The sequence below is a fragment of the Proteus sp. FME41 genome (assembly GCF_014897315.1).
Lineage (GTDB): Bacteria > Pseudomonadota > Gammaproteobacteria > Enterobacterales > Enterobacteriaceae > Proteus.
Window position 1 is genome coordinate 97733 of record NZ_JABUYL010000005.1, and the last position, 20160, is coordinate 117892.

Sequence of the window (20160 nt, forward strand, 5' to 3'; positions counted from 1 at the left end):
AATACTCGACCGACCGTCGGTCAATGATTATTGATAATGAGTTTCATTTATCATCATTGTGGCTCGCTTTAATATAGAGTACTCTTGACAAGCGACTTTGAGGGAGATAAGCAATGTCATCAGAAGAACAAATTACAGATAAACCAAGAACAAAGCCCGCAGAGGTTCGGTTAGAAGAGTTAATGAATGCGGCAGAAACGTTGTTTCTAGATAAAGGTTTTGATGCAACAACGGTTAGCGATATTGTCAAAAAAGCAGGTGTGGCAAAAGGAACCTATTATCATTACTTCTCTGCCAAAACGGATGTTCTTGATGCGCTAAGAACACGTTATATGGATTGGTATTTGAGTAAAATAGAAAACGCAATGAGTGCTTGCTCACAGCAAGATTATCGTGAGAAATTAAAACAGTGGTGTGAGATCAGTGTTATTGCCTATGTTGAGAAACAAAAATTGCACGATATGCTTTTTCATCAAGTTTTTCACCAAAGCAATAATATTCATGAGAATAGGGCATTACAACAAATACAATCACTATTAATTGCAGGTACTGAAAATAAAACGTGGCAGGTGACACAACTTGAATTAACCAGCACATTGATTTACCACGGCATGCATGCCGCTGTTGATAATTTAGGATACAGCAAAGAATATACCGAAAAAACATTAGGTGAGATGTTGTATCAACAATTTACTCAATTACTTAAATAAATATAAATTTAATCGGTTAAGTTAAGCGTTTAAGACCAATTTGTGGCGACGTCTCTTTAGAATAATGGCTTTACAGAAAAGGGTAATCATAATAAACGATTACCCTTTTTAGTAATATTAAACGTGTCCCTATGCTTTAACAGCCTTATTTGTGTATTGTGATAAAAAGACACAAAATAAAGCAAAGATAATCAATAATGCGGCAATAGCCAGTGTGTCATTTAAGCTATAATGATCAACCACCAAACCACCTAAATAAGCACCCAAAGCAATAGCCAGATTAAATACTGCAATATAAGCGGAACTTCCTAATTCAATTCCTTTAGGGACTGCAGCCATAATCCAGGTCATTAATGCGACAGAAACACCACCATACATTAATCCCCACATTAACATTATCACTATCGCCATCACTGGAGATGAGACCCAAAATAAAAAACCTAAAAAGACACTTAATATACCCACTGTAATAACAGAAATAGTCATATTGAGTCTTTTTGCTGATTGAATACCAAAAATAAAATTACCTATAATGCCACTGATCCCATAAGCAAATAATAGCAACGCTAAGGTTGAATTAGATAACAGTGCAGTGGTTTGGAGTAATGGGCGAACATATGTAAACACCATAAAATGGGCACAGACAAGAAAGAGCGTAACTAATAATCCTAAGATTAATTTTGTATTTTTAAACTGCGCAAAAAAAGCGTTTGATAGTGAAGAAGACGAACCCGGTAATGTAGGTAAACAAATAAACATTAGGGCTAAAACACAAAATGAAAATAACCCCATAACGATAAATGCACCACGCCAACCTAGATATTCACCAATAAAAACGCCCATAGGAATACCTAATACCGATGCAGCGGCAACACCACCAAAAATTAGAGAAGTTGCTAACGCGATAGATTTCTCTGGCACTAGTCTTAAGGCTAATCCACCAGCAAAAGCCCAAATTCCACCGATACAAAAACCAACAATCGCTCTGGCAATTAATAATTGAACAATCGTTGTTGAGTAAGCGGAGATAATATTGGCAATAACTAAAAGTAATGCCAAAAACAGCAACATTGTTTTTCGATCCCGTTTACCTGCACTAATAACAACAATGGGTGAAAAAAAAGCGGCAATAAAAGCCGGAATAACAATCATAAAACCCGATATTCCTGTTGATATGCCAAAGCTATCTCTAATTGGGTTTAATAAACCAACGGGCAGCATTTCTGTGGTAACCACAGAGAACGTCGCTAGGCTTAATGCAATAACGGCCCACCAATGATGGCCTTTGCTATTATTTTTTTGTGGTGCTGACGCGATATTTTCCATTAATACTCCATATTTAATTACTCTTTTTATCGCGTTTTAGTTTATCTGTCGCTATATTGGAGATAAACACCGTCAAAGTCACAACATTGGGGAATAAAAGTGACAAATAAAAAAATAGCGCTACCTTTTGATAATGTCTCTGATCTCATTGTTTTTACTCGTGTCGCTGATTTGCTTAGTTTTACTTATGCAGCAGAAAATTTAGAAATGTCTCGTTCAGCAGTAGGGAAAAGTATTGTACGTTTAGAAGAACGATTAAATTTACGCTTATTTCATCGTACAACACGCAATATTAGCTTAACGGCTGAGGGTGAATTATTTTATCAACATGCACAGTTTATTTTAAATGAGATTGAAGAAGCAAAAACAGCTCTTGATAAGCTTAATGAAAATCCGAGAGGGCGCTTACGTATTGATTTACCTATCGCTTTTGGTCGGCGTTATATTCTTCCTTTACTGCAAACTTATTTAACGCAGTGGCCAGAATTAAAGGCTGAAATAACATTTTCAGATGAATACACAGATTTAGTTAAAAATGGTATTGATTTAGCTATTCGCATAGGCGGAAATGATGACAGTCGATTAATGCGTAAAGTGTTAGCGCCTCATCGTTTAATTACCTGTGCTTCACTTGATTATTTTGAACAATACGGCATTCCTCAATCACCCAATGAATTGTCTCAACATCAATTAATTATTTTTTCTCATCAAGGCACAACCGTACCTTGGAAATATCAGGTACATCAAAAAGAATGTACCATTCCGGTTAAAGGGAAATTACATTTAGATAATACAGAAGCCATCCTAGATATGGCATTATCCAGTTATGGAGTCTGTCAATTAGGTGAATTTTTAGTGGGAGAATCTATTAAATCAGGAAAGTTAGTCCCTATTTTATTAGAAAATACGCTTGAACTTGCCCCTATTTGCGCCATTTATCCCTCTAAGCGACATCTGTCTCCCAAAATTCGCTACTTTCTTGACTTCATTGAAAAGCAATGGAAAGGAAAAGCCACTTGGCAAATCACGTAGTTTTTTATTTTGCTGAAATACGCAGGCTATTTAATAATACATCTAATGTTGACTTAGCATGTTCTAATTGAGTTTCTCCATCTTGGCTGTTTGCAACCCATAATGCTGTTGCCTCTAAACTGCCATAAATAAACAGCGCCAGCATTTTCGGATCTGTTGCTATCAATATTTTATTATCCATGAGTTTATCAATCATATTACTCATTGATGCCACACAATGTGTCGGAAGTTCGGTCACTTTATCGCTTAATATTGCACGAGCATCACGCATAATAATACGTTGAATGTCAGGCTCTAATGCCATCTCTAAATAAGTATGGCAGCGGGTTGAGAAAGCTACCCAAAGATCATCAACCGTATCAGAAATCACCTGCAAACGAGCGTCCATTTCTGCGTCTATTTGCGCAACAACTGCAGATAGTAATCCTTTTTTATCGCCAAAATGGTGATATAGCGCGCCTCGTGTTAATCCTGCCTGGGCGGTTAAATCATCCATTGATGCCTCTGCATAGCCTTGTTTACAAAATACTTTTTTTGCTGTTGCTAACAACAATAACCGCGTTTCTTCCATTTCAGCACGTGTTCGTCTCGCCATTTTCTCTCCTTTTGGAATATATATACATACTGTTTGTTTATTTACATTCAGTTCGTATGTATATATGATTTATACATACGCTATGTATGTATTATCTTGAACACTTGCAAAAATGGCAAGGTCAAATATAAGGAAAACAATGATAAGCACCTATCAAACGCTATTTAGTTATAAAGGCACAACCTCTTTTACCCTAGCGGGCATGGTGGCACGATTGCCATTACCCATGATGGGGATTGGGATCATTATGATGATTTCACAACTCACTGATAGCTATGCCTTAGCGGGAATAATTTCTGCTAGTTTTGTTTTTACTTATGCGTTGTTATCACCCCAAATATCACGTTTGGTTGATACCTATGGGCAATATCGAATATTACCGTTATTCACATTAATCAGCGTTATTGGAATAGGAGGGATGTTACTGACGACATGGCTGCAATGGCATATCAGTTTATTCTTTATTTTTGCGGTACTGATTGGTTTTATGCCCTGTATTTCAGCCATGGTTAGAGCACGATGGACCGCTATTTATAAAGAAGATAGTCGTTTACAAACAGCGTATTCATTAGAAAGTGTATTTGATGAAGTGACCTTTATTTTAGGGCCTCCAATTTCCGTCACATTAAGTGTTGCTTTTTTCCCCCAAGCAGGCTTATTAATCTCGGCTATTTTTCTAATTATTGGTGTATTTTTCTTTGTTTTGCAGCGTGATACAGAGCCTGAAATAACGCCATTATCATCTGAATTAACATGCCATAAAACGCAGTCTGTGATCCGTTTTTCTCTTGTAAAAGTCTTAACTTTTATCATGATTTTTATGGGCGTCATTGTTGGCACTATTGATATTTTCAGCGTCGCTTTTGCTCATATTCAAGGAATGCCTGCAGGGGCTAGCCTTGTATTATCAGCTTATGCAGTCGGTTCTTGTTTTGCGGGCTTATTTTACGGTACGTTAAAATTATCAACACCATTACATCGTTTACTTTTCTTAGGTGGTATCGCAACTTTTATTACCATGTTACCGCTTATTTTTGTGGACTCTATTTATAGTTTAAGTTTAGTCGTGTTAATTTCAGGTATTTTCTTTGCTCCTATGATAATAGTGACGATGTCACTTATTGAGAAAATAGTGCCTGCAAATCAACTTACTGAAGGAATGACATGGTTACTTGCAGGGCTTAATGTTGGCACTGCAATTGGCGCAACATTAACAGGGCAAGTTGTGGATTATTTTGGTGTACAACTGGGTGTATGGATAGCAATAGGGGCAAGTGCATTAGTGTTGTTAACGGCATTTTTAGGTTTTCAACATATTAATGATAAAAGCAGTAAGAACAGCAAAAGTTATGCGTAACGAATAATAATTAAAGCCTAAGAATATCAGCAAAATGAACGCAGATATTCTTAGGCTTTTTTAAGTTCATCGACTACGATTTAACAGCATTAAGCAAAGGAAATAGCTACCGCCTAACATGGCAACTAACGTTCCAGCCGCAATTTGTGCGGGATAAATCCATATTTGACCAAGCCAATCCGCCCAAACCATTAAGGTTCCCCCAATTAATCCTGAAAGAATTAATTGTGATTTGATCTTTTGAGCACCGATTAATACGGCCATATGGGGCGCTACCAAACCAATAAAGGCAATCGGGCCAATCGTTGAAGTCACTAAAGCACATAAAAGCGAAACAATAATCAATAAAATAATACTTGCATGCTCAGTATGTAATCCACGAGCTGAAGCAAAACTTCGACCAATTGATATTAACGCTAGCCATCGTGTTAATAAAAAGGCACACCCGACAATCAGTGTGATAGCAAAAGCAAAATAAAGGGCCTGTTCACTGCTAACACGATAAGTCGAACCCGATAACCACAGTAATACCTTGTAGCTACTTAATGAACCCTTAGCTAAGAAAAACTGAATAAAGGCTTCTAAACTCGCGGTTAATGCGATACCGGTTAATATTAAGCTTGCGGGTGCATATTGGTGTCGTTTACCTAAAACTAATAAGATAACCATAACAAAACTACTGCCTAACAACGCTATTCCCCATTGTGAGGTTTGTAGGGTGCTCCCCAAAATTAAGCTAGAAAAAACCAATGCAAAGGTGGCCCCTGATGAAACCCCTAAAATATCGGGACTGGCTAATGGGTTATAAATTAAACGTTGTAAAATAACACCAGCAATCGCCAATGCAATCCCAGCAAATAGTGCGGTTAATAAACGAGGGTAGCGCAATGCCCATTGATAAACAGAAGGTGTCTCCCATAACCATTGGCGTTCATTAATATGGATAAACAGAGTAAGCATTAACCCAAGTAGTAATAATGCAGATATTCCTATCACTGTATACTTTGATACAACTTTAGTCCGAGAATGAATAGAAATAGAAAGTTGATCTTGAGCACGCATTTTCTTGCGGCTAAACCAAATTAATGCAGGTGCTCCAATGGCTGCCGCAGTAACACCACTGGGTATAACTGTATCAAGCCACTGACCTATCCATATCGCTAAGCTATCGGTGATCAGCAATAAGCATATGCCCATTAAACCGCTGGCAATCAACTCTTGCCGAGCAGTTCTTGCGCCTAATGTTCTAACAATATTAGGCGCAAGTAATCCGATAAAACTAATAACGCCAACAACGGTAATAGAAACAGAAACTAACCAAGTACTTAATAGAATAAAAAAAGCAAATGCAGGTAAAACAGACAATCCTCGAGCAGTCGCGCCTTCATGTCCTAAACGCAGTAGTGTAAGAATACGAGGTGCAAACATAAAAATAAGGAAAACAGGGGCAGTGCGAGGTAACAACCAAAGAAATTTATCCCAGCCATCTTGGGCTAAATCACCCGCACCCCACATAAAAATATTTTGGGCGAATTGAGAATGTAATGTCACTAATGCCGTTGCAATAGCACCTAATAAAATATTGACCACCATACCGGAAACAACAAGAGGTAAGCCGGTCATATTGCGAATTCCGGCGATAATAATAACAAGAGAAAAGGCCAATAAAGCGCCCATTGTCGCCGCTAATGCGCTGTGATCAGCAACCCAGTCAGTAAACCAGATATTCACAATAACCAAAGCTAACCAAGCACCGGATGACGTCCCTAACGTTAAGGGGGATGTCAGGTTATTTTGCGTTAATTGCTGCATTAAACTGCCAACAACACCAAATAGTCCACCAATAAGTAGCGTCATGGCTAAACGTGGCAATTGTGCATGAATAAAAAAAACATCAGCAAATAGGGTATTAGTGTCTAAATGTCCCAATAAATACCATTGACGAGATAATGAAAGAGAATTATCAATTTGTAAGTTGGTCATGCTTAATAAGATGATTACCAAAAAATAGAAAGTGAATTGCTTAATTTTCATTATTCGGCGCCATATCTAATAAACTTTCTGTAATCGCCTCAGCCATTAACGTTAATGATGTTACTCCACCATAATTCCAAACAGGTTTCATTGAATGAAAATGTCCATTCTGCACAAATGGCATAGCTTGCCATAACACCGATTTTTTCAGTTTAGCTTCATCAGGAAAAGGCAACATATAAAGAACATAACCTTGTGTAATCTGCTGTAACACCTTCATTCTTCTCTGATCAATTCCCCAAGGTTGTGGAGGTAATGATATTGCTGATTTTAATCCTAATTTATTTACCACATAGTCAGTTGTTGAGTTTTCAGTATATAAAAAGACGGACGTTAAGGTAGAAAAACGGATCACTTCCACTTCAGGTAACGTTATAAATGCCTGCTGTAATTTAGCCTTTAATTGTATAAATGTAGCCTCCATTTCAGTCAATTTTTGTTGTGCAATTGCTTGTTTTCCAAAAAGAGAGGCTAGGGTATTAAAATGGGCTAAAGCAACCTGCGCTGCATTATCTTGACGAGAAAAATTAGGTAGGTACACCACTGGCGCAATGGTTTTTAATACGGGCAATAAGTCTTGTTGTGAACGAGATGCCAGAATAAGATCAGGCTTTAGAGATGCTATTTTTTCTAAATTAGGCTCTGCCCGCATACCAATTTCTTCAATAGAATTAGGCGCAACAGGGTAAGCTACCCATTGGTTATAACCTGTAATTTCAGTAGCACCGATCGGAATAACTTCAAGTGTTAAGATTTGTTCCAGTAAATCCCAATCTAAAACAATAACGCGTTGTGGCGTTTTAGCTGGTATTTGATTGTTATTTTCTATCGCCTTAACGACGGGGCTGATGAATAAAATAGCCAAACAAAAGGGCAGTAACTTAGCTATTTTTTGTAATATTACACGCATACCACTGCCACCTTATGTTGTTGTGAACCTTTATTATCAGGGTGCTCAATCAGTTTAATGGGTGTTTCATAAAGTGCAGAAAGTCGCTCATCATCAAAAAGTAGTGAAGCTTCACCTTCAAATGCAATTTTCCCTTTTTTAAGCGCGATAATATGAGTGGCATAACGCAAGGCAAGGTTGAGATCATGCAAAATAACAATAATACCAACATGTTGAGTTTGGTTTAGCTCACTTAAGAGCGCCATTAGTTGATATTGATGATGTATATCTAAAGCGGAAGTCGGTTCATCTAAAATTAAAATGGGGGATTGTTGAGCCAGTAACATTGCAACCCAAGCACGTTGACGTTCACCACCAGATAAATCATCAGCGAGTGTGTCTGCAAAAGGCAGAACTCCCGCTTTTTCCATTGCTGTTGTGATTATTTCATCATCTTTTTTATTCCAGCGGCCTAGTGTTCCACGCCAAGGGAAACGGCCTAAACGCACTAATTCTCTTACTGTTAATCCTGCAGAAGCAGGTAGTTTTTGAGGAAGAAAAGCAATCTGTTTAGCCAGTTCACGAGGTTTATAGTGTGAGACAGTGCGGTTATTTAATGTCAGAGTTCCACGATCAGGCGCTTGCTGACCAGATAACAAACTCACTAAGGTCGATTTACCTGATCCATTATGGCCAAGCATAATAGTTAATCCAGAATCTGAAATACGCAGTGAAGGAATTGATAAAATAGTACGTCCACCGCGATCCATTTGAATATTTGAGAGTTCAAACATGGTCACTCATTTATAAAATAATATTCTGCCTTTTATTGCATGATGAACAACAAGAGGCAGAATAAGAAAGAAGGTTACCAGCGATATTTAGCGTTCAATAACACAGAACGAGATTGCCCGTAATAGCAATAATAATCACAACCTGATAGATACTCTTTATCAAGAATATTGTTGATATTTAACTGTAATTGCCACTGTTTATTGAGATTATAGGTTGTCGCCATATCCCATAATGTTGCACTGGGTACAGTTAAATCACTGCTTTTAGGATTATCTTTTGATTGACCTAAATAACGAACACCCGTTCCTAAGGTTAATGCTTGCGTGCCTGTAATTGGAATAGTGTAGCTACCCCATGCAGAGGCAGTATGTTTAGGAATTAAACCTGCTTGTTGTTTACCTTTATTGCCCGTGTCATCCGTCTGCATATCGGTATAGGTGTAGTTGGCTTTTAGCGCTAAACGTTCGGTCAGTTGCATTTCACTGCTGACTTCAACCCCTCTTGAAGTGACTTTGCCCGTTTGAGTAGATACAAATGTTGTAGGGTTTGCAACAAGTGCATTTTTCTGTGTGATATCAAACCAAGCAATATTAACGTAGCCATCTATAAAATCAGGCGTATATTTCACACCTGCTTCAATTTGGTCACCTTTTAATGGCTTATACAAATCTTTAGTTGCAGGATCGATAGTGCTCATCACCTCAAAGGACTCGGAATAACTTACATAAGGAGATAGACCATTATCTGCTAAATACATTAATCCGGCATTCAGGCTAAATTCGCTATCTGTACGTGATTTATCCTCATTTTTTGATTGCGCTTTATTCTCTGTTTTTACCCAATCTTGACGTACACCCGCTACGGCAATCCAGCGACTATCAAATTTAGTTTGATATTGTGAATAAAGGCTATATTGAGTTTTATCAATGGTACGATTGATATTATCAGCGGGATTAAGAGGCGTATAATTACCATAAACAGGGTTCCACGGATTAATGGTGCTGAAACTGTAATTATCTTGCTCATCCCCTTTTGTTTGGTGATATTGCAACTCGGCACCCGCTAATACTGTGTGTTCGAAATTATCCGTATCCCATTCACCGACAACGTTATTATCAAACGAGATACTTTGGCTTTTACCATCACGGAAAACAACCCCCCGCTTCAGTTCTGTTGCTGCAATATCTGAATTAGGAAATGCATAGACACTGCGCAATAACAGATCGTTATAACCATAGTTTAAACGTTGAGAAAAACGCCAAACATCATTGATGTTACTTTCTAATAAATAACCCGCTGAAATTTGGGTACGTTTATATTTATCGTAACCTGGCTCACCTAAATTGGTAGAAGGCTTAATTTTGCCAAAAGGAGATGAAATTAATGTACCTGCAGCAGGGAAGAACGGATTAGTTGGCGTACCATCATCATGCAAGTAGGTTGCCATAAAGGTCAGCGAAGTATCGTCAGTCACATTCACCGCAACACTTGGCGCAAGATAAATACGCTCATTATCTGTGTGAGATAATTCGCCATCTGATTTTTTCATTAATCCAACAAGCCGATAACGCACACGTTTATCGTCAGTGGCACTTGAAACATCAAAACCTAATCCACGTTGGTCATTATTTCCAACTTCAAGAAATACTTCATTTTGAGGCGTAAAGCTAGGTTTCTTTTGTACAACGTTAACGGCACCACCGGGTGTTGATTCACCAAATAATACGGCAGAAGCCCCTTTAACCACTTCAATTTGTTCAAAACCATAAGGCTCAAGTAGCCACGTATAATAACCATCACGAAATAGACGACTGTTATCTAAATATGTTGCCGCTTCAAAACCACGCACACGAAGCCAGTCAGTATCGTTATCAGCACCAAAAGGTTGCGAGACAACACCTGAGGTATACCGTAAGGCTTCATCGAGTTTTTGAGGCGCATGCGTTTCGAGATCTTTTTGGGAAATGACAGAAACAGATTTAGGTGTTTCTTGCAAACTGGTATTTACTTTCAGGGCTTGAGCACTGACAACAAGTTTCTCAACTTGTTCTGTTTTTGCCGTTTCTTCGGCAAACACCGATGTAGTCAAAACAAAAGGAAGGGTGGCAGAACAGAGTAATGCCACAGGTTTCAATTTAAATGCATAAAGATTAATCACAATATTTCACCGAATAATAATCATTACTATTATCACTATTATTCATATAATCGATACTAAGGTAAATTAATTTATGCAAAAACGTCTGTAAATAATAATTATTTGGATGAATTAACTGGTTAAGTCTATCCAAGCAAGGCGACCACCGACAGACGTGCTACGATGATGCTGATGATGACTTAAACACAATGTCCGCATTCCTGCCACGTGTTGTGAATACCATGCGCCACCTCGCATTAAAGCGCGCTCACCATAGTTTCGTAAATACACTTGATTATTATCGTGTTGATTTATTGCTGGATATAATCCTAATGCTTTAAATAACATTGGTACCTGACTATTTTCGTCAACCGTTATTGCATTAAAATCACCATCCATTAACCCTGCAGGATAACCATTATCTGTTGGTGTACCGTTATAATGTTTTATTGAGGTTGATAAAATAGGTGTCCCCGCATTGCCATCATTATTTGCTGTAGGAGCATCGTACTTTGCACTCTTAGCATGATTAATCGGTAATAATTTACCTGTTGCCAACGCGATAGCGTGCCATTGTTCTGTGATGGAGGGGTCACCGCAAAATACTGCATCGTTATCTTTAATAATCTGGATTTCGCCGGCATTTAATTGCATGCCACTTTGCCATTCCCAAAGGTTGCCACATAAATCGCTAATACCAAATTCACTATTATCATGATACCAATTTTCCCATTGTGGTCCCGTTATTGTCGTCGGATCGCCTGTAGTAAAATCAGTATCACCCGCTTCTTTACCATCAACACGATCAACACATTGCTCAGGATGAAGAAAACTGCGCCCATAGTCCGTATTACCATCTTCAATCATATTGTGATGACGGCACCACAACATAAGCGCCGCCCATTCCGCATTCGTGCTTAAGTGAAATCCGTTTCCGGTGTGCTGTGCATATTGCTGAAAACTCGATAAATCTAATAACGTGGCTGGTTTCTGATTAGGTAAACTCAATAATTCACTTTGATGTAATGAGGCAGGATAGCAAGCATAGAAAAAAGCGTCTTTTATACTATTTTTCACAATAAAAGCAGGGTGAAGCATATCACCAAGATCATCGGATACCTCATTTAATCGAAAACGAGGAACAACATACATATAGTTAGGCTGACCTTTTGCGGAATATAAAATAGTTCTTTTTCCTGCTGATTGTGCCTCAACTTTTCTCCGTAATGGATCCGGCGAATAAATATCAAACATGATTATTCCTTATCTTGATCAAGCAAAGTAACCCAATAGCCCGTTTCCCATTTCACTGGTAAAAATTGAGTATGGTATTGATGAAAAATAGCGTCTACATCGAGGTGAGAAAAACGGTCTGGGTGTAACCATTTTGCCATTTGTAAAATAGCGATAAAACCGAAAGGACTGTCATAAAAAGAGTGCCAAATGGCATACACTTGTTTATTTTTAACAGCATCTAATGTTTTGTAAGCAAGGCGTTGCATTAAAATAGCAAGTTGCTGTTTAGCTTCAGTTAAATTTGCACCTGGCCCTAAGTTAATCCATTCACCCGAAGGGTTATAACCACTCCAATCAGCACCGGTTAAAAAAATTTTATCTGGCTCAGAGTAAATAACGGTTTCCTGATTTAAAAGGCCATAAGTACTTTTTATATATTCAGACCCTATGTTTTTCCCCCCCGCATTCTCTAGCATTTGTCCCATGCTGCCATTGCCATAAGAGAGGCAACATTCAGGTGTAAAACCCGCAGCGCGTTCAAATAACACATTAGGGCGTTTAAACAATTTTTGACCTAATTGCTGAGAAACGTAAGTGAGTTGTTTTTCTCGAAATTGGTTCATTGCTTGGCTTTGTGGAATATTACCTAGCAAATTTCCCATTATGGATGTACTGATAGGTGTGTTATTAAGCGGATCAATACTTAAATCAAACACCACAACAGGAATAGTGGCTTTTGTTAATAAGTCCAGCACACCATTAACGCTGATTGCACGATAAGTTCCAACGGCAACAATAATGACATCTGGTTTTAATGCGATAAGCTTTTCACTATTAAAGTGACCACTCGACATAGCGGTAAATTCAGGCAATGCTAATAATTGAGGAAAGGCACGAGTGTATTGGTGATATAAACTTAAGTCAGCAGTACGAAATGCAGAAGGCATGGCAATAAGGCGCTCATAAAGAGCACCTTGATCTAAAGAAGCATAAAGCAAAAATAAGCCACTATCTGCAATATAGATACGCGTTAATTCCTGAGGTAATGCAATTTCTCTTCCCAGAATATCAACGATTTCTCTCTGTTTTGGTTTTACATAAACAGTTTTTGCATAAACAGGAAAGGGGCTTGCTAATAGTAACGAGAATGCACTGGCACCTTTTAGTAATGAACGTCGATAGTTATCCATGCTCATTTCCTAAAAATAGTAGTTCAGTACACCAAGCACAACACGATCAGTTCCCACACTGCAATACGTTGAACTGGTACAACTCGCAACATAGGATTTATTTGTGATATTACTGACAGTTAATCCTAACTCTAATCCCTGTAATTCACGGTTGATTGACGATAATTGGTAGCGGAAACTCATATCGCCTAACCATACTGCGGGCACTTTAAAGGTATTGGTGTTATCGCCATGTGTTGAACCTAAATAGCGCACACCCGCACCTAATAATGCGCCATCCAAATAGGGCTGGTGAAAACGATAATCTATCCATGCAGAACCTGTATGAGTAGGTATTTGAACAGGGTGTTTATTTAACGTTGTTGGATCACTAGTCGAGGTCACAATATTATGAAGATAGGCATAATTGAGCATCATATTTACTTGTCGCGTTAACGCTAATTTGCTTTCAACTTCAAGCCCACGAGAACGAATTTCACCTGATTGCTGATAATAATCGGGATTTCTCGGATTATGAGTTGTGACATTTTCTTGCGTTAATTGATAAACCGCTACACTGACCAGTTGAGTTGATTCAGGATTTTGATACTTGATACCCGCTTCATATTGTTTTGATTTCATGGGAATAAAGGCTTTTCCATCTGCATCAGTACCTAACACTGGATCAAAACTATCTGATGTACTTATCCACGGTGAAAAACCATTGTGAAATTGATAACTCAGACCAACACGATGGCTCCACGCAGTATTATGACTTGAGTTTGTCACACCTGAAATTTGATTATGTGTATCTAAATCGGTGGAATCATAACGGCCACTCAGTAGTAAATTCCATTGCTGCCAACGTAGATGATCTTGTAAATAATATCCATAGCGATCAAATTGTTGTTTTGTGGAAGTACGCGAAACAGGGTAAGGCTCAAAATCAGGCTTGTGATGAGACGCCCAAGGATCAAAATTAACCGTTTGAGACCCCCACCAATCTTTTGTCATATAGCCATGCTGGTAATCAAAACCTGCCATGACGGTATGCCCAATGTCCCACGTCTCTAGCTTTCCAATCAACTGTGTATCTGTTACCCATGTTTCTGATTTGCTCGGTGCTTCTTGGTAAACTGCGGTTAACAAACGATCACCAGGTAAAAATCCGCGGGTATAGTCACGGCTAATTTCAGTATCAACCTTCATAAAACGGGTGTTTTGTTTAAATTGCCACTGAGGAGTCAGTTCATATTCAAACAATGACGTTAATGATTGCTGTTTACGATGCGAATTATCATGGCTTTGATTATTATAATTTCGATTCGGATCAACCTTACCATTAGGATTTGGCAATAAGCCTAAAGCCTGAGCAGGTAACGTATTGTAATAACCCAGACGAGGTTCTTTTTGATATTGCCCTAACACGGTCCAACTTAATGCGTCATTAGGTTTCCATGTTACTGCTGGCGAAATCAGAAAACGCGTTTGACGAGAAGAGGGAATTTGCGATTCTTGTTCAAGCGCTAATCCAGAAACGCGGTATAACCATGTTTCATCCTCATTGATAGCTGATGTAGTATCAAATTTGATCCCATGATTTTTATTATTACCCGCTTGTAACTGTACTTGATGCTGAGCTTGTGCAGAAGGACGTCGTGATGTCATGTTAATCACACCGCCTGCGCCCCCTTGACCATATAAAGCAGATGCAGGGCCATGCACGACTTCTAAATTCTCTAAACTCCAACTATCAACTTGGGGCGCCCAAATACCGCTATTTCCTAACATCCTTAGGCCATCTAAATAGTAGTCAGCATCAAAACCACGCATTTTGGAATAATCAATACCACTGCCAAATGCACCAAATTTTTCGCTCACCACACCTGAGCTATAACGTAATGCCTGACTAATAGATTCTGCTGGTAAATTATCTAATTGAGCACGATTAACAACTGAAACCATTTGTGGTGCTTCTAATAAAGTGGCATCACTTTTGGTGGCTGTTGTCTGTTTTTTTGCGATATATCCATAAGGCTGAGCATCAGTTTGAGAATGTGGATCTGACGTCACAACAATCTTCTCAATATTTTCTGCTGCAAAAGCAGGGGAAGCAATACTTAGAGAAATTAAGCTAGGTAAAACAAGAGAATAGCCACATATCCAATAATTTTTTAATTGCTTATTTGGATAATGTTTTGTCTGAGGTAATAGCAACATAATGATCCCAAAAATAAAAACAAACCATGATTGACTCGTGGTCGGTAACATACACCAATGACCGACTCTCAGTCAATAAAAATGATAATCATTTTTATTTGTATTGCCGTAAAATTTGAATGAAGTCATGAGTAAAATAAAACAGGGGGAGAGTGATGAAAGGATCTCTTATTTAGCAGATATTGTGCTCTTTTTAAATAAAATATGACAATAATTATTTTATTAATCAATACAATAAAAAAGGCCTGATAAAGAGTTATCAAGCCTGTGTTTGCTTATTACTTTAATTCTGCTGTGAAATTAAAGCGTAACACCTTTTTTCGCAAGGAACTCATCATAAGTTCCTTGGATATTAGTCACTTTTTCAGGTGTAATTTCAATAATACGGTTTGCTAATGAGCTAACGAATTCACGGTCATGAGAAACAAAAACCAAGGTACCTTGATAAAGTTCTAATGCCATATTCAGTGATTCAATCGATTCCATATCTAAGTGGTTAGTTGGCTCATCCATAATCAAAATATTTGGTTTTTGCATCATTAGCTTACCAAATAACATTCTGCCTTTTTCACCGCCTGATAATACTTGGACTGATTTTTTCAGATCATCTTGAGAAAACAGTAAACGACCTAAAATACTGCGTACTGATTGCTCGTCATCACCGGGTTTCATCCATAAGCTCATCCAATCAAATACCGTCATATCTACTTCAAAATCACCCGCGTGATCTTGTGCATAATAGCCAATATTTGCGTTTTCAGACCATTTTAAACGACCTGAATCTGGTGTTAACTCACCTACAAGTGTTTTAATCAGTGTTGATTTACCTACACCGTTATTACCTAAAATGGCTACTTTTTCGCCTACTTCAAGCATGAGATTGACATCTTTAAATAGAGGAGTATTGCCCTCATAGCCTTTAGCGATATTTTCTACTTCAAGTGCATTTCGGAATAATTTTTTCTCTTGATCAAAACGAATAAATGGGTTTTGACGGCTTGACGCTTTAATCTCTGTTAATTGAATTTTTTCAATTTGTTTTGCACGAGAAGTTGCCTGACGAGATTTTGAAGCATTCGCGCTGAAACGGCTAACGAAAGATTGTAATTCGTTAATCTGTGCTTTTTTCTTCGCATTATCCGCAAATAAGCGTTCACGGGCTTGAGTCGCCGCAAACATATATTCATCGTAGTTACCCGGATGAACGGCTAATGCGCCATAATCCAGGTCAGCCATGTGCGTACAGACCATATTCAGGAAGTGACGGTCATGGGAAATAATAATCATAGTACTGTTACGTTCATTTAGCGTTTGTTCAAGCCAACGAATGGTATCAATATCCAAGTTATTCGTAGGTTCATCCAGTAACAAAATATCAGGATCAGCGAACAGCGCTTGTGCCAATAGCACACGTAATTTCCAACCGGGTGCGACTTCACTCATAGGGCCATTATGTTGTTCTAATGGAATACCTACGTTTAATAATAATTCGCCAGCGCGTGATTCAACGGTATAACCGTCCATCTCGCCAAATTTCACTTCAAGATCGGCAACACGTAAACCGTCTTCTTCACTCATTTCTGGCAAGTTATAAATGCGCTCACGCTCTTGCTTAACTTCCCAAAGTTCGGTGTGACCCATAATCACTGTATCAAGCACAGTAAATTCTTCATAAGCAAATTGGTCTTGCTTTAGCTTACCAAGGCGTTCATTAGGATCGAGAAATACGTTACCGCTACTTGGCACTAAATCGCCACCAAGAATTTTCATAAAGGTTGATTTACCGCTGCCGTTAGCACCGATTAAACCATAGCGGTTTCCGCCACCAAATTTGACAGAAATGTTTTCAAACAGTGGCTTTGAGCCAAACTGCATAGTGATATTATTGCTGATTAACAAGACGAATACTCATTATTAGTGAATGACAAAAGGTAATGGGGCCGCATTATGCCACAAGTTACCCCCATTAAGACAGTAAAGTGACGAATGTCTGTTAAGGAATTTTTGCGGTAAGAGAAAAACAGCTCATATTGTAAGTGATTGTCTATAACTAAAGTAGCAAAAAAAGAGATAACGTAAATACGCTATCTCTTAAGGGTGATCTTAACTTGAAGCGCAATAGGTTTACCCATTACACCACTACTTTGAAGGCACCAAACCCGGTTCAACCACCGCATAAACTTGGTCATCGAGAAGATCTGCTTCGAGAAGTTGGGTGACTAAACGTGCCACATCTCGGCGATTCACTAAACCGTGGATCTCTTCATATTGGTAAAGTTGAGCATTGCCTGTTTCTTCACCATGAAGTAATCCACCTGGTCTTACTATTGCATAATCAAAACGACTGGTTTGTAACCACACTTCCGCTAATGATTTTTCTCTCACAGCTTGACCAAATGCTGCTTTAGCTCTGTCAGATAATGCAATCCAACTATCGCCACACCCTAAAGATGAAACCATTAGCATACGTTGAAGGCCCATTTTCTCCGCAGTATCAATAACGGTTCGATGAGCAAGATAATCATTTTCACCGCCCATCGTTGAAATGATGTCAGCGTCTTTACCTGCTAGTGCTAAAACAGCTTCAACAGCTTTGGCATCAATCGCATCACCGATTACTGTTTTAATGCCTTTCGCTTCTAAACGTTCAGCGGCTTCTTGATTGCGCACTAAAGCCACAATAGGGCGTTGTTGTGCTACACCAATGTCAGCAATATGTGCGCCAACACCTTTACCACCCGCACCAAAAATAATCCAAGTTTTCACGTACGATTATTCCTCATTTAATTGTTGTGCTAATTGACGGAAAGCGGATAGTTGCTCAGGTAATAATTGACGATGTTCATCTCGACCTAGGAAAATTTTAAACATGGCAACGCCTTGTTGATTAAAAAATATAATAGAGGCGGTATCCATTCCCATAAATTTGCGCTCGATCATCGCAATAGATTGGCAATTTTCGGCTTTAATGTGACCGGTCATTCCTTTTTTACCGCGTAGATTGAAATAGCCATGACGATGAAACCCACTTGGTAATTCACCACTAAACTCTAAAATAACATCTTGAGTATGCACTAGCGTGGTGACATTACCCCATTTCATCACACTATCCCACAGAGTATCGAATTTCTCGCCACTCATTAATGTACGTGATGGCAAATGTCTCACAACCTCTAACAACGTTGTCGTAAATTGTGTCGCAATAGCTTCCAGTGTTCCATCAGGCTCAGTCATTAAAAATTGTTGTAACTCTGTATTCATGATGTTGTTTCCATCTTCTAATTAATATTGAGGGTAATAAAATTAACGAGGTGTATTTAACTGCAAAATGAGTTGTTGTAAGGATGTCAGTAAATTGCTTGCCCAAAATCGACCTTCATTGGTGAGCTTCATACAAAGAAAATCATCTTCAACCAGACCCGCTTGATACCATTGATTTAATAAAGGGGAGAGCAGGGTTGCTTGAGGACTTAATTTTGATAAATCAACACGTCCACATTCGATACCGGCTTGCAATTCATGACGCCAACGAAAACCGCTGTCCGTTGTACGGCTCATCATCATTAACGGTTTTTGGTTATCTGTGATTTTTTGATAATAATGGTCAAGTGATCGCTCGATCATCCATGAATAGCCATTGACTGAGCCACCCGCTCCCGAGCCAAACGCAAGGCAATCCGCCCCTTGTTTAATAAGTAAATTGTAGAGATTGCGCTCACGAGTTGTTCTAGCCCAATGACTATTACTGATCTGACGCCAACCTACGTTATCCATAAAATCACAGCCTTGAAGATAAAGTGCACGTCTTTCTATCGGAGAGGGTACTGTCACACGTTGGTTTTCGACTGCTTTTCCTAGCGGTGTATTTGGCAATAGATTTAATGCATAGAGATCGACACCATCTAAGCCGATATCATGAGCAATAGTGAGATCTTCTTGCCAATTCACAGCATTTTGCCCAGGTAAGCCAAATAATAAATCGCACACCACCGCAGCTCTATCACGTAAACAAAGCCCTTTCATAAACTTGGCGGCTTCTTCACCTGTAGAGGTTCTTGCCATTCGTTTACGAATTTTACTATTAAAGGTTTGAATACCAATAGAAAAACGGTTTGCACCTGCATCTAAACACGCATCAATACGATTATCATCAAAATTTAATACTCGACCTTCAATCGTGATTTCACAATCTGGTGCTAGAGGAAGTGATTGACGTAAATGACGGATTACACGATAGAGATCTTTTGCTGATAATGCAGAAGGCGTACCACCTCCAAAATAAACTGCATGAATAGGTGCTGATTGATAAAGCAAACTATCTGATTCAGCCGAGATCTCACGTAGTAATGCGTCGGTATAGCGCGCACAAGCTTCTTCGTAATAATTATTTTGATAAAACCCACAAAATGTACAGTGTGTTGCACAAAAAGGAATATGAATATATAACAATCGCTTACAGGCGGGTGTTTTACTCTCTAATAAGGCTTGCCATGTCGATTGTTGCTCTTCTTTCGCGATAGGTACAGAACCTCGCCAAGGCATGGTGGCGTGTCTATCTCGAAAAGGACTATCACCTTCAAGAGCGAAATGCGGCGTAAGATCGATTTCGACTGAAGATGGCATAATATGTGTTACGACTGACTCTTTCATTATTAAATCA

General features: G+C 38.7%; 16 protein-coding genes. 3 read left to right on the forward strand and 13 right to left on the reverse strand.

Annotation, left to right across the window (positions count from 1 at the left end; translation table 11 throughout):
• Nucleotides 1-113 precede the first annotated feature (113 nt).
• Nucleotides 114-710: a TetR/AcrR family transcriptional regulator gene (locus INT04_RS06565; protein ID WP_193015354.1), complete on the forward strand. Its 597-nt coding sequence runs from the start codon at nt 114-116 to the stop codon at nt 708-710.
• Between the two features lie 129 nt (nt 711-839).
• Here INT04_RS06565 and INT04_RS06570 read toward each other — a convergent pair whose 3' ends face one another.
• Complete coding sequence (locus INT04_RS06570; RefSeq protein ID WP_193015355.1) at nt 840-2036, reverse strand: MFS transporter; 1197 nt, start codon at nt 2034-2036, stop codon at nt 840-842.
• 99 nt (nt 2037-2135) lie between these two features.
• Between INT04_RS06570 and INT04_RS06575 the strand changes: the two genes are divergently transcribed.
• Complete coding sequence (locus INT04_RS06575; protein WP_319021305.1) at nt 2136-3068, forward strand: LysR family transcriptional regulator; 933 nt, start codon at nt 2136-2138, stop codon at nt 3066-3068.
• 4 nt (nt 3069-3072) lie between these two features.
• On the opposite strand, the gene INT04_RS06580 is transcribed toward INT04_RS06575, so the two are convergent.
• Nucleotides 3073-3663, reverse strand: a complete 591-nt coding sequence (locus INT04_RS06580; protein ID WP_193015356.1) for a TetR/AcrR family transcriptional regulator — start codon at nt 3661-3663, stop codon at nt 3073-3075.
• Between the two features lie 139 nt (nt 3664-3802).
• On the opposite strand from INT04_RS06580, the gene INT04_RS06585 reads away from it, so the two are divergent.
• Complete coding sequence (locus INT04_RS06585; RefSeq protein ID WP_193015357.1) at nt 3803-5020, forward strand: MFS transporter; 1218 nt, start codon at nt 3803-3805, stop codon at nt 5018-5020.
• 66 nt (nt 5021-5086) lie between these two features.
• Here INT04_RS06585 and fhuB read toward each other — a convergent pair whose 3' ends face one another.
• The 11 genes from fhuB to hutW all read right to left on the reverse strand — a co-directional run bounded on the left by fhuB (nt 5087) and on the right by hutW (nt 20150).
• The gene (gene fhuB, locus INT04_RS06590) at nt 5087-7054 is read right to left on the reverse strand and encodes a Fe(3+)-hydroxamate ABC transporter permease FhuB (protein WP_193015358.1); all 1968 of its coding nucleotides are present in this window, start codon (nt 7052-7054) and stop codon (nt 5087-5089) included.
• Nucleotides 7044-7964, reverse strand: coding sequence for an iron-siderophore ABC transporter substrate-binding protein (locus INT04_RS06595; RefSeq protein ID WP_193015359.1), 921 nt, complete (start codon nt 7962-7964; stop codon nt 7044-7046). Before INT04_RS06595 ends, fhuB begins: the two co-directional genes overlap by 11 nt.
• On the reverse strand, nt 7955-8737 hold the full coding sequence (locus tag INT04_RS06600) for an ABC transporter ATP-binding protein (RefSeq protein WP_193015360.1): 783 nt from the start codon (nt 8735-8737) through the stop codon (nt 7955-7957). Before INT04_RS06600 ends, INT04_RS06595 begins: the two co-directional genes overlap by 10 nt.
• A gap of 74 nt (nt 8738-8811) precedes the next feature.
• A complete protein-coding gene (locus tag INT04_RS06605; RefSeq protein ID WP_193015361.1) occupies nt 8812-10896 on the reverse strand; it encodes a TonB-dependent siderophore receptor in 2085 nt (694 codons plus the stop codon).
• Between the two features lie 111 nt (nt 10897-11007).
• Entirely contained in the window at nt 11008-12129 is a 1122-nt protein-coding gene (locus tag INT04_RS06610) for an SUMF1/EgtB/PvdO family nonheme iron enzyme (RefSeq protein ID WP_193015362.1), read from the reverse strand.
• Nucleotides 12130-12131: 2 nt separating this feature from the next.
• Nucleotides 12132-13301 carry an ABC transporter substrate-binding protein gene (locus INT04_RS06615; RefSeq protein WP_193015363.1) on the reverse strand — a complete coding sequence of 390 codons (1170 nt, stop codon included), beginning with the start codon at nt 13299-13301 and terminating at the stop codon, nt 12132-12134.
• 9 nt (nt 13302-13310) lie between these two features.
• Nucleotides 13311-15551, reverse strand: a complete 2241-nt coding sequence (locus INT04_RS06620; protein WP_193015364.1) for a TonB-dependent siderophore receptor — start codon at nt 15549-15551, stop codon at nt 13311-13313.
• Nucleotides 15552-15800: 249 nt separating this feature from the next.
• Nucleotides 15801-17399, reverse strand: coding sequence for an ABC-F family ATPase (locus tag INT04_RS06625; protein WP_193015365.1), 1599 nt, complete (start codon nt 17397-17399; stop codon nt 15801-15803).
• 240 nt (nt 17400-17639) lie between these two features.
• On the reverse strand, nt 17640-18266 hold the full coding sequence (locus tag INT04_RS06630) for an NAD(P)H-binding protein (RefSeq protein ID WP_193015366.1): 627 nt from the start codon (nt 18264-18266) through the stop codon (nt 17640-17642).
• 6 nt (nt 18267-18272) lie between these two features.
• Nucleotides 18273-18761 carry a heme utilization cystosolic carrier protein HutX gene (hutX, locus tag INT04_RS06635; protein WP_226894007.1) on the reverse strand — a complete coding sequence of 163 codons (489 nt, stop codon included), beginning with the start codon at nt 18759-18761 and terminating at the stop codon, nt 18273-18275.
• 42 nt (nt 18762-18803) lie between these two features.
• Nucleotides 18804-20150: a heme anaerobic degradation radical SAM methyltransferase ChuW/HutW gene (gene hutW, locus INT04_RS06640; protein ID WP_226944458.1), complete on the reverse strand. Its 1347-nt coding sequence runs from the start codon at nt 20148-20150 to the stop codon at nt 18804-18806.
• Nucleotides 20151-20160 lie beyond the last annotated feature (10 nt).

Coding starts and splice junctions, on each gene's coding strand:
- INT04_RS06565 (WP_193015354.1), top strand. CDS start 114: ATGTCATCAGAAGAACAAATTACAGATAAACCAAGAACAAAGCCCGCA.
- INT04_RS06570 (WP_193015355.1), bottom strand. CDS start 2,036: ATGGAAAATATCGCGTCAGCACCACAAAAAAATAATAGCAAAGGCCAT.
- INT04_RS06580 (WP_193015356.1), bottom strand. CDS start 3,663: ATGGCGAGACGAACACGTGCTGAAATGGAAGAAACGCGGTTATTGTTG.
- INT04_RS06585 (WP_193015357.1), top strand. CDS start 3,803: ATGATAAGCACCTATCAAACGCTATTTAGTTATAAAGGCACAACCTCT.
- fhuB (WP_193015358.1), bottom strand. CDS start 7,054: ATGAAAATTAAGCAATTCACTTTCTATTTTTTGGTAATCATCTTATTA.
- INT04_RS06595 (WP_193015359.1), bottom strand. CDS start 7,964: ATGCGTGTAATATTACAAAAAATAGCTAAGTTACTGCCCTTTTGTTTG.
- INT04_RS06600 (WP_193015360.1), bottom strand. CDS start 8,737: ATGTTTGAACTCTCAAATATTCAAATGGATCGCGGTGGACGTACTATT.
- INT04_RS06610 (WP_193015362.1), bottom strand. CDS start 12,129: ATGTTTGATATTTATTCGCCGGATCCATTACGGAGAAAAGTTGAGGCA.
- INT04_RS06615 (WP_193015363.1), bottom strand. CDS start 13,301: ATGGATAACTATCGACGTTCATTACTAAAAGGTGCCAGTGCATTCTCG.
- INT04_RS06620 (WP_193015364.1), bottom strand. CDS start 15,551: ATGTTACCGACCACGAGTCAATCATGGTTTGTTTTTATTTTTGGGATC.
- hutX (WP_226894007.1), bottom strand. CDS start 18,761: ATGAATACAGAGTTACAACAATTTTTAATGACTGAGCCTGATGGAACA.
- hutW (WP_226944458.1), bottom strand. CDS start 20,150: ATGAAAGAGTCAGTCGTAACACATATTATGCCATCTTCAGTCGAAATC.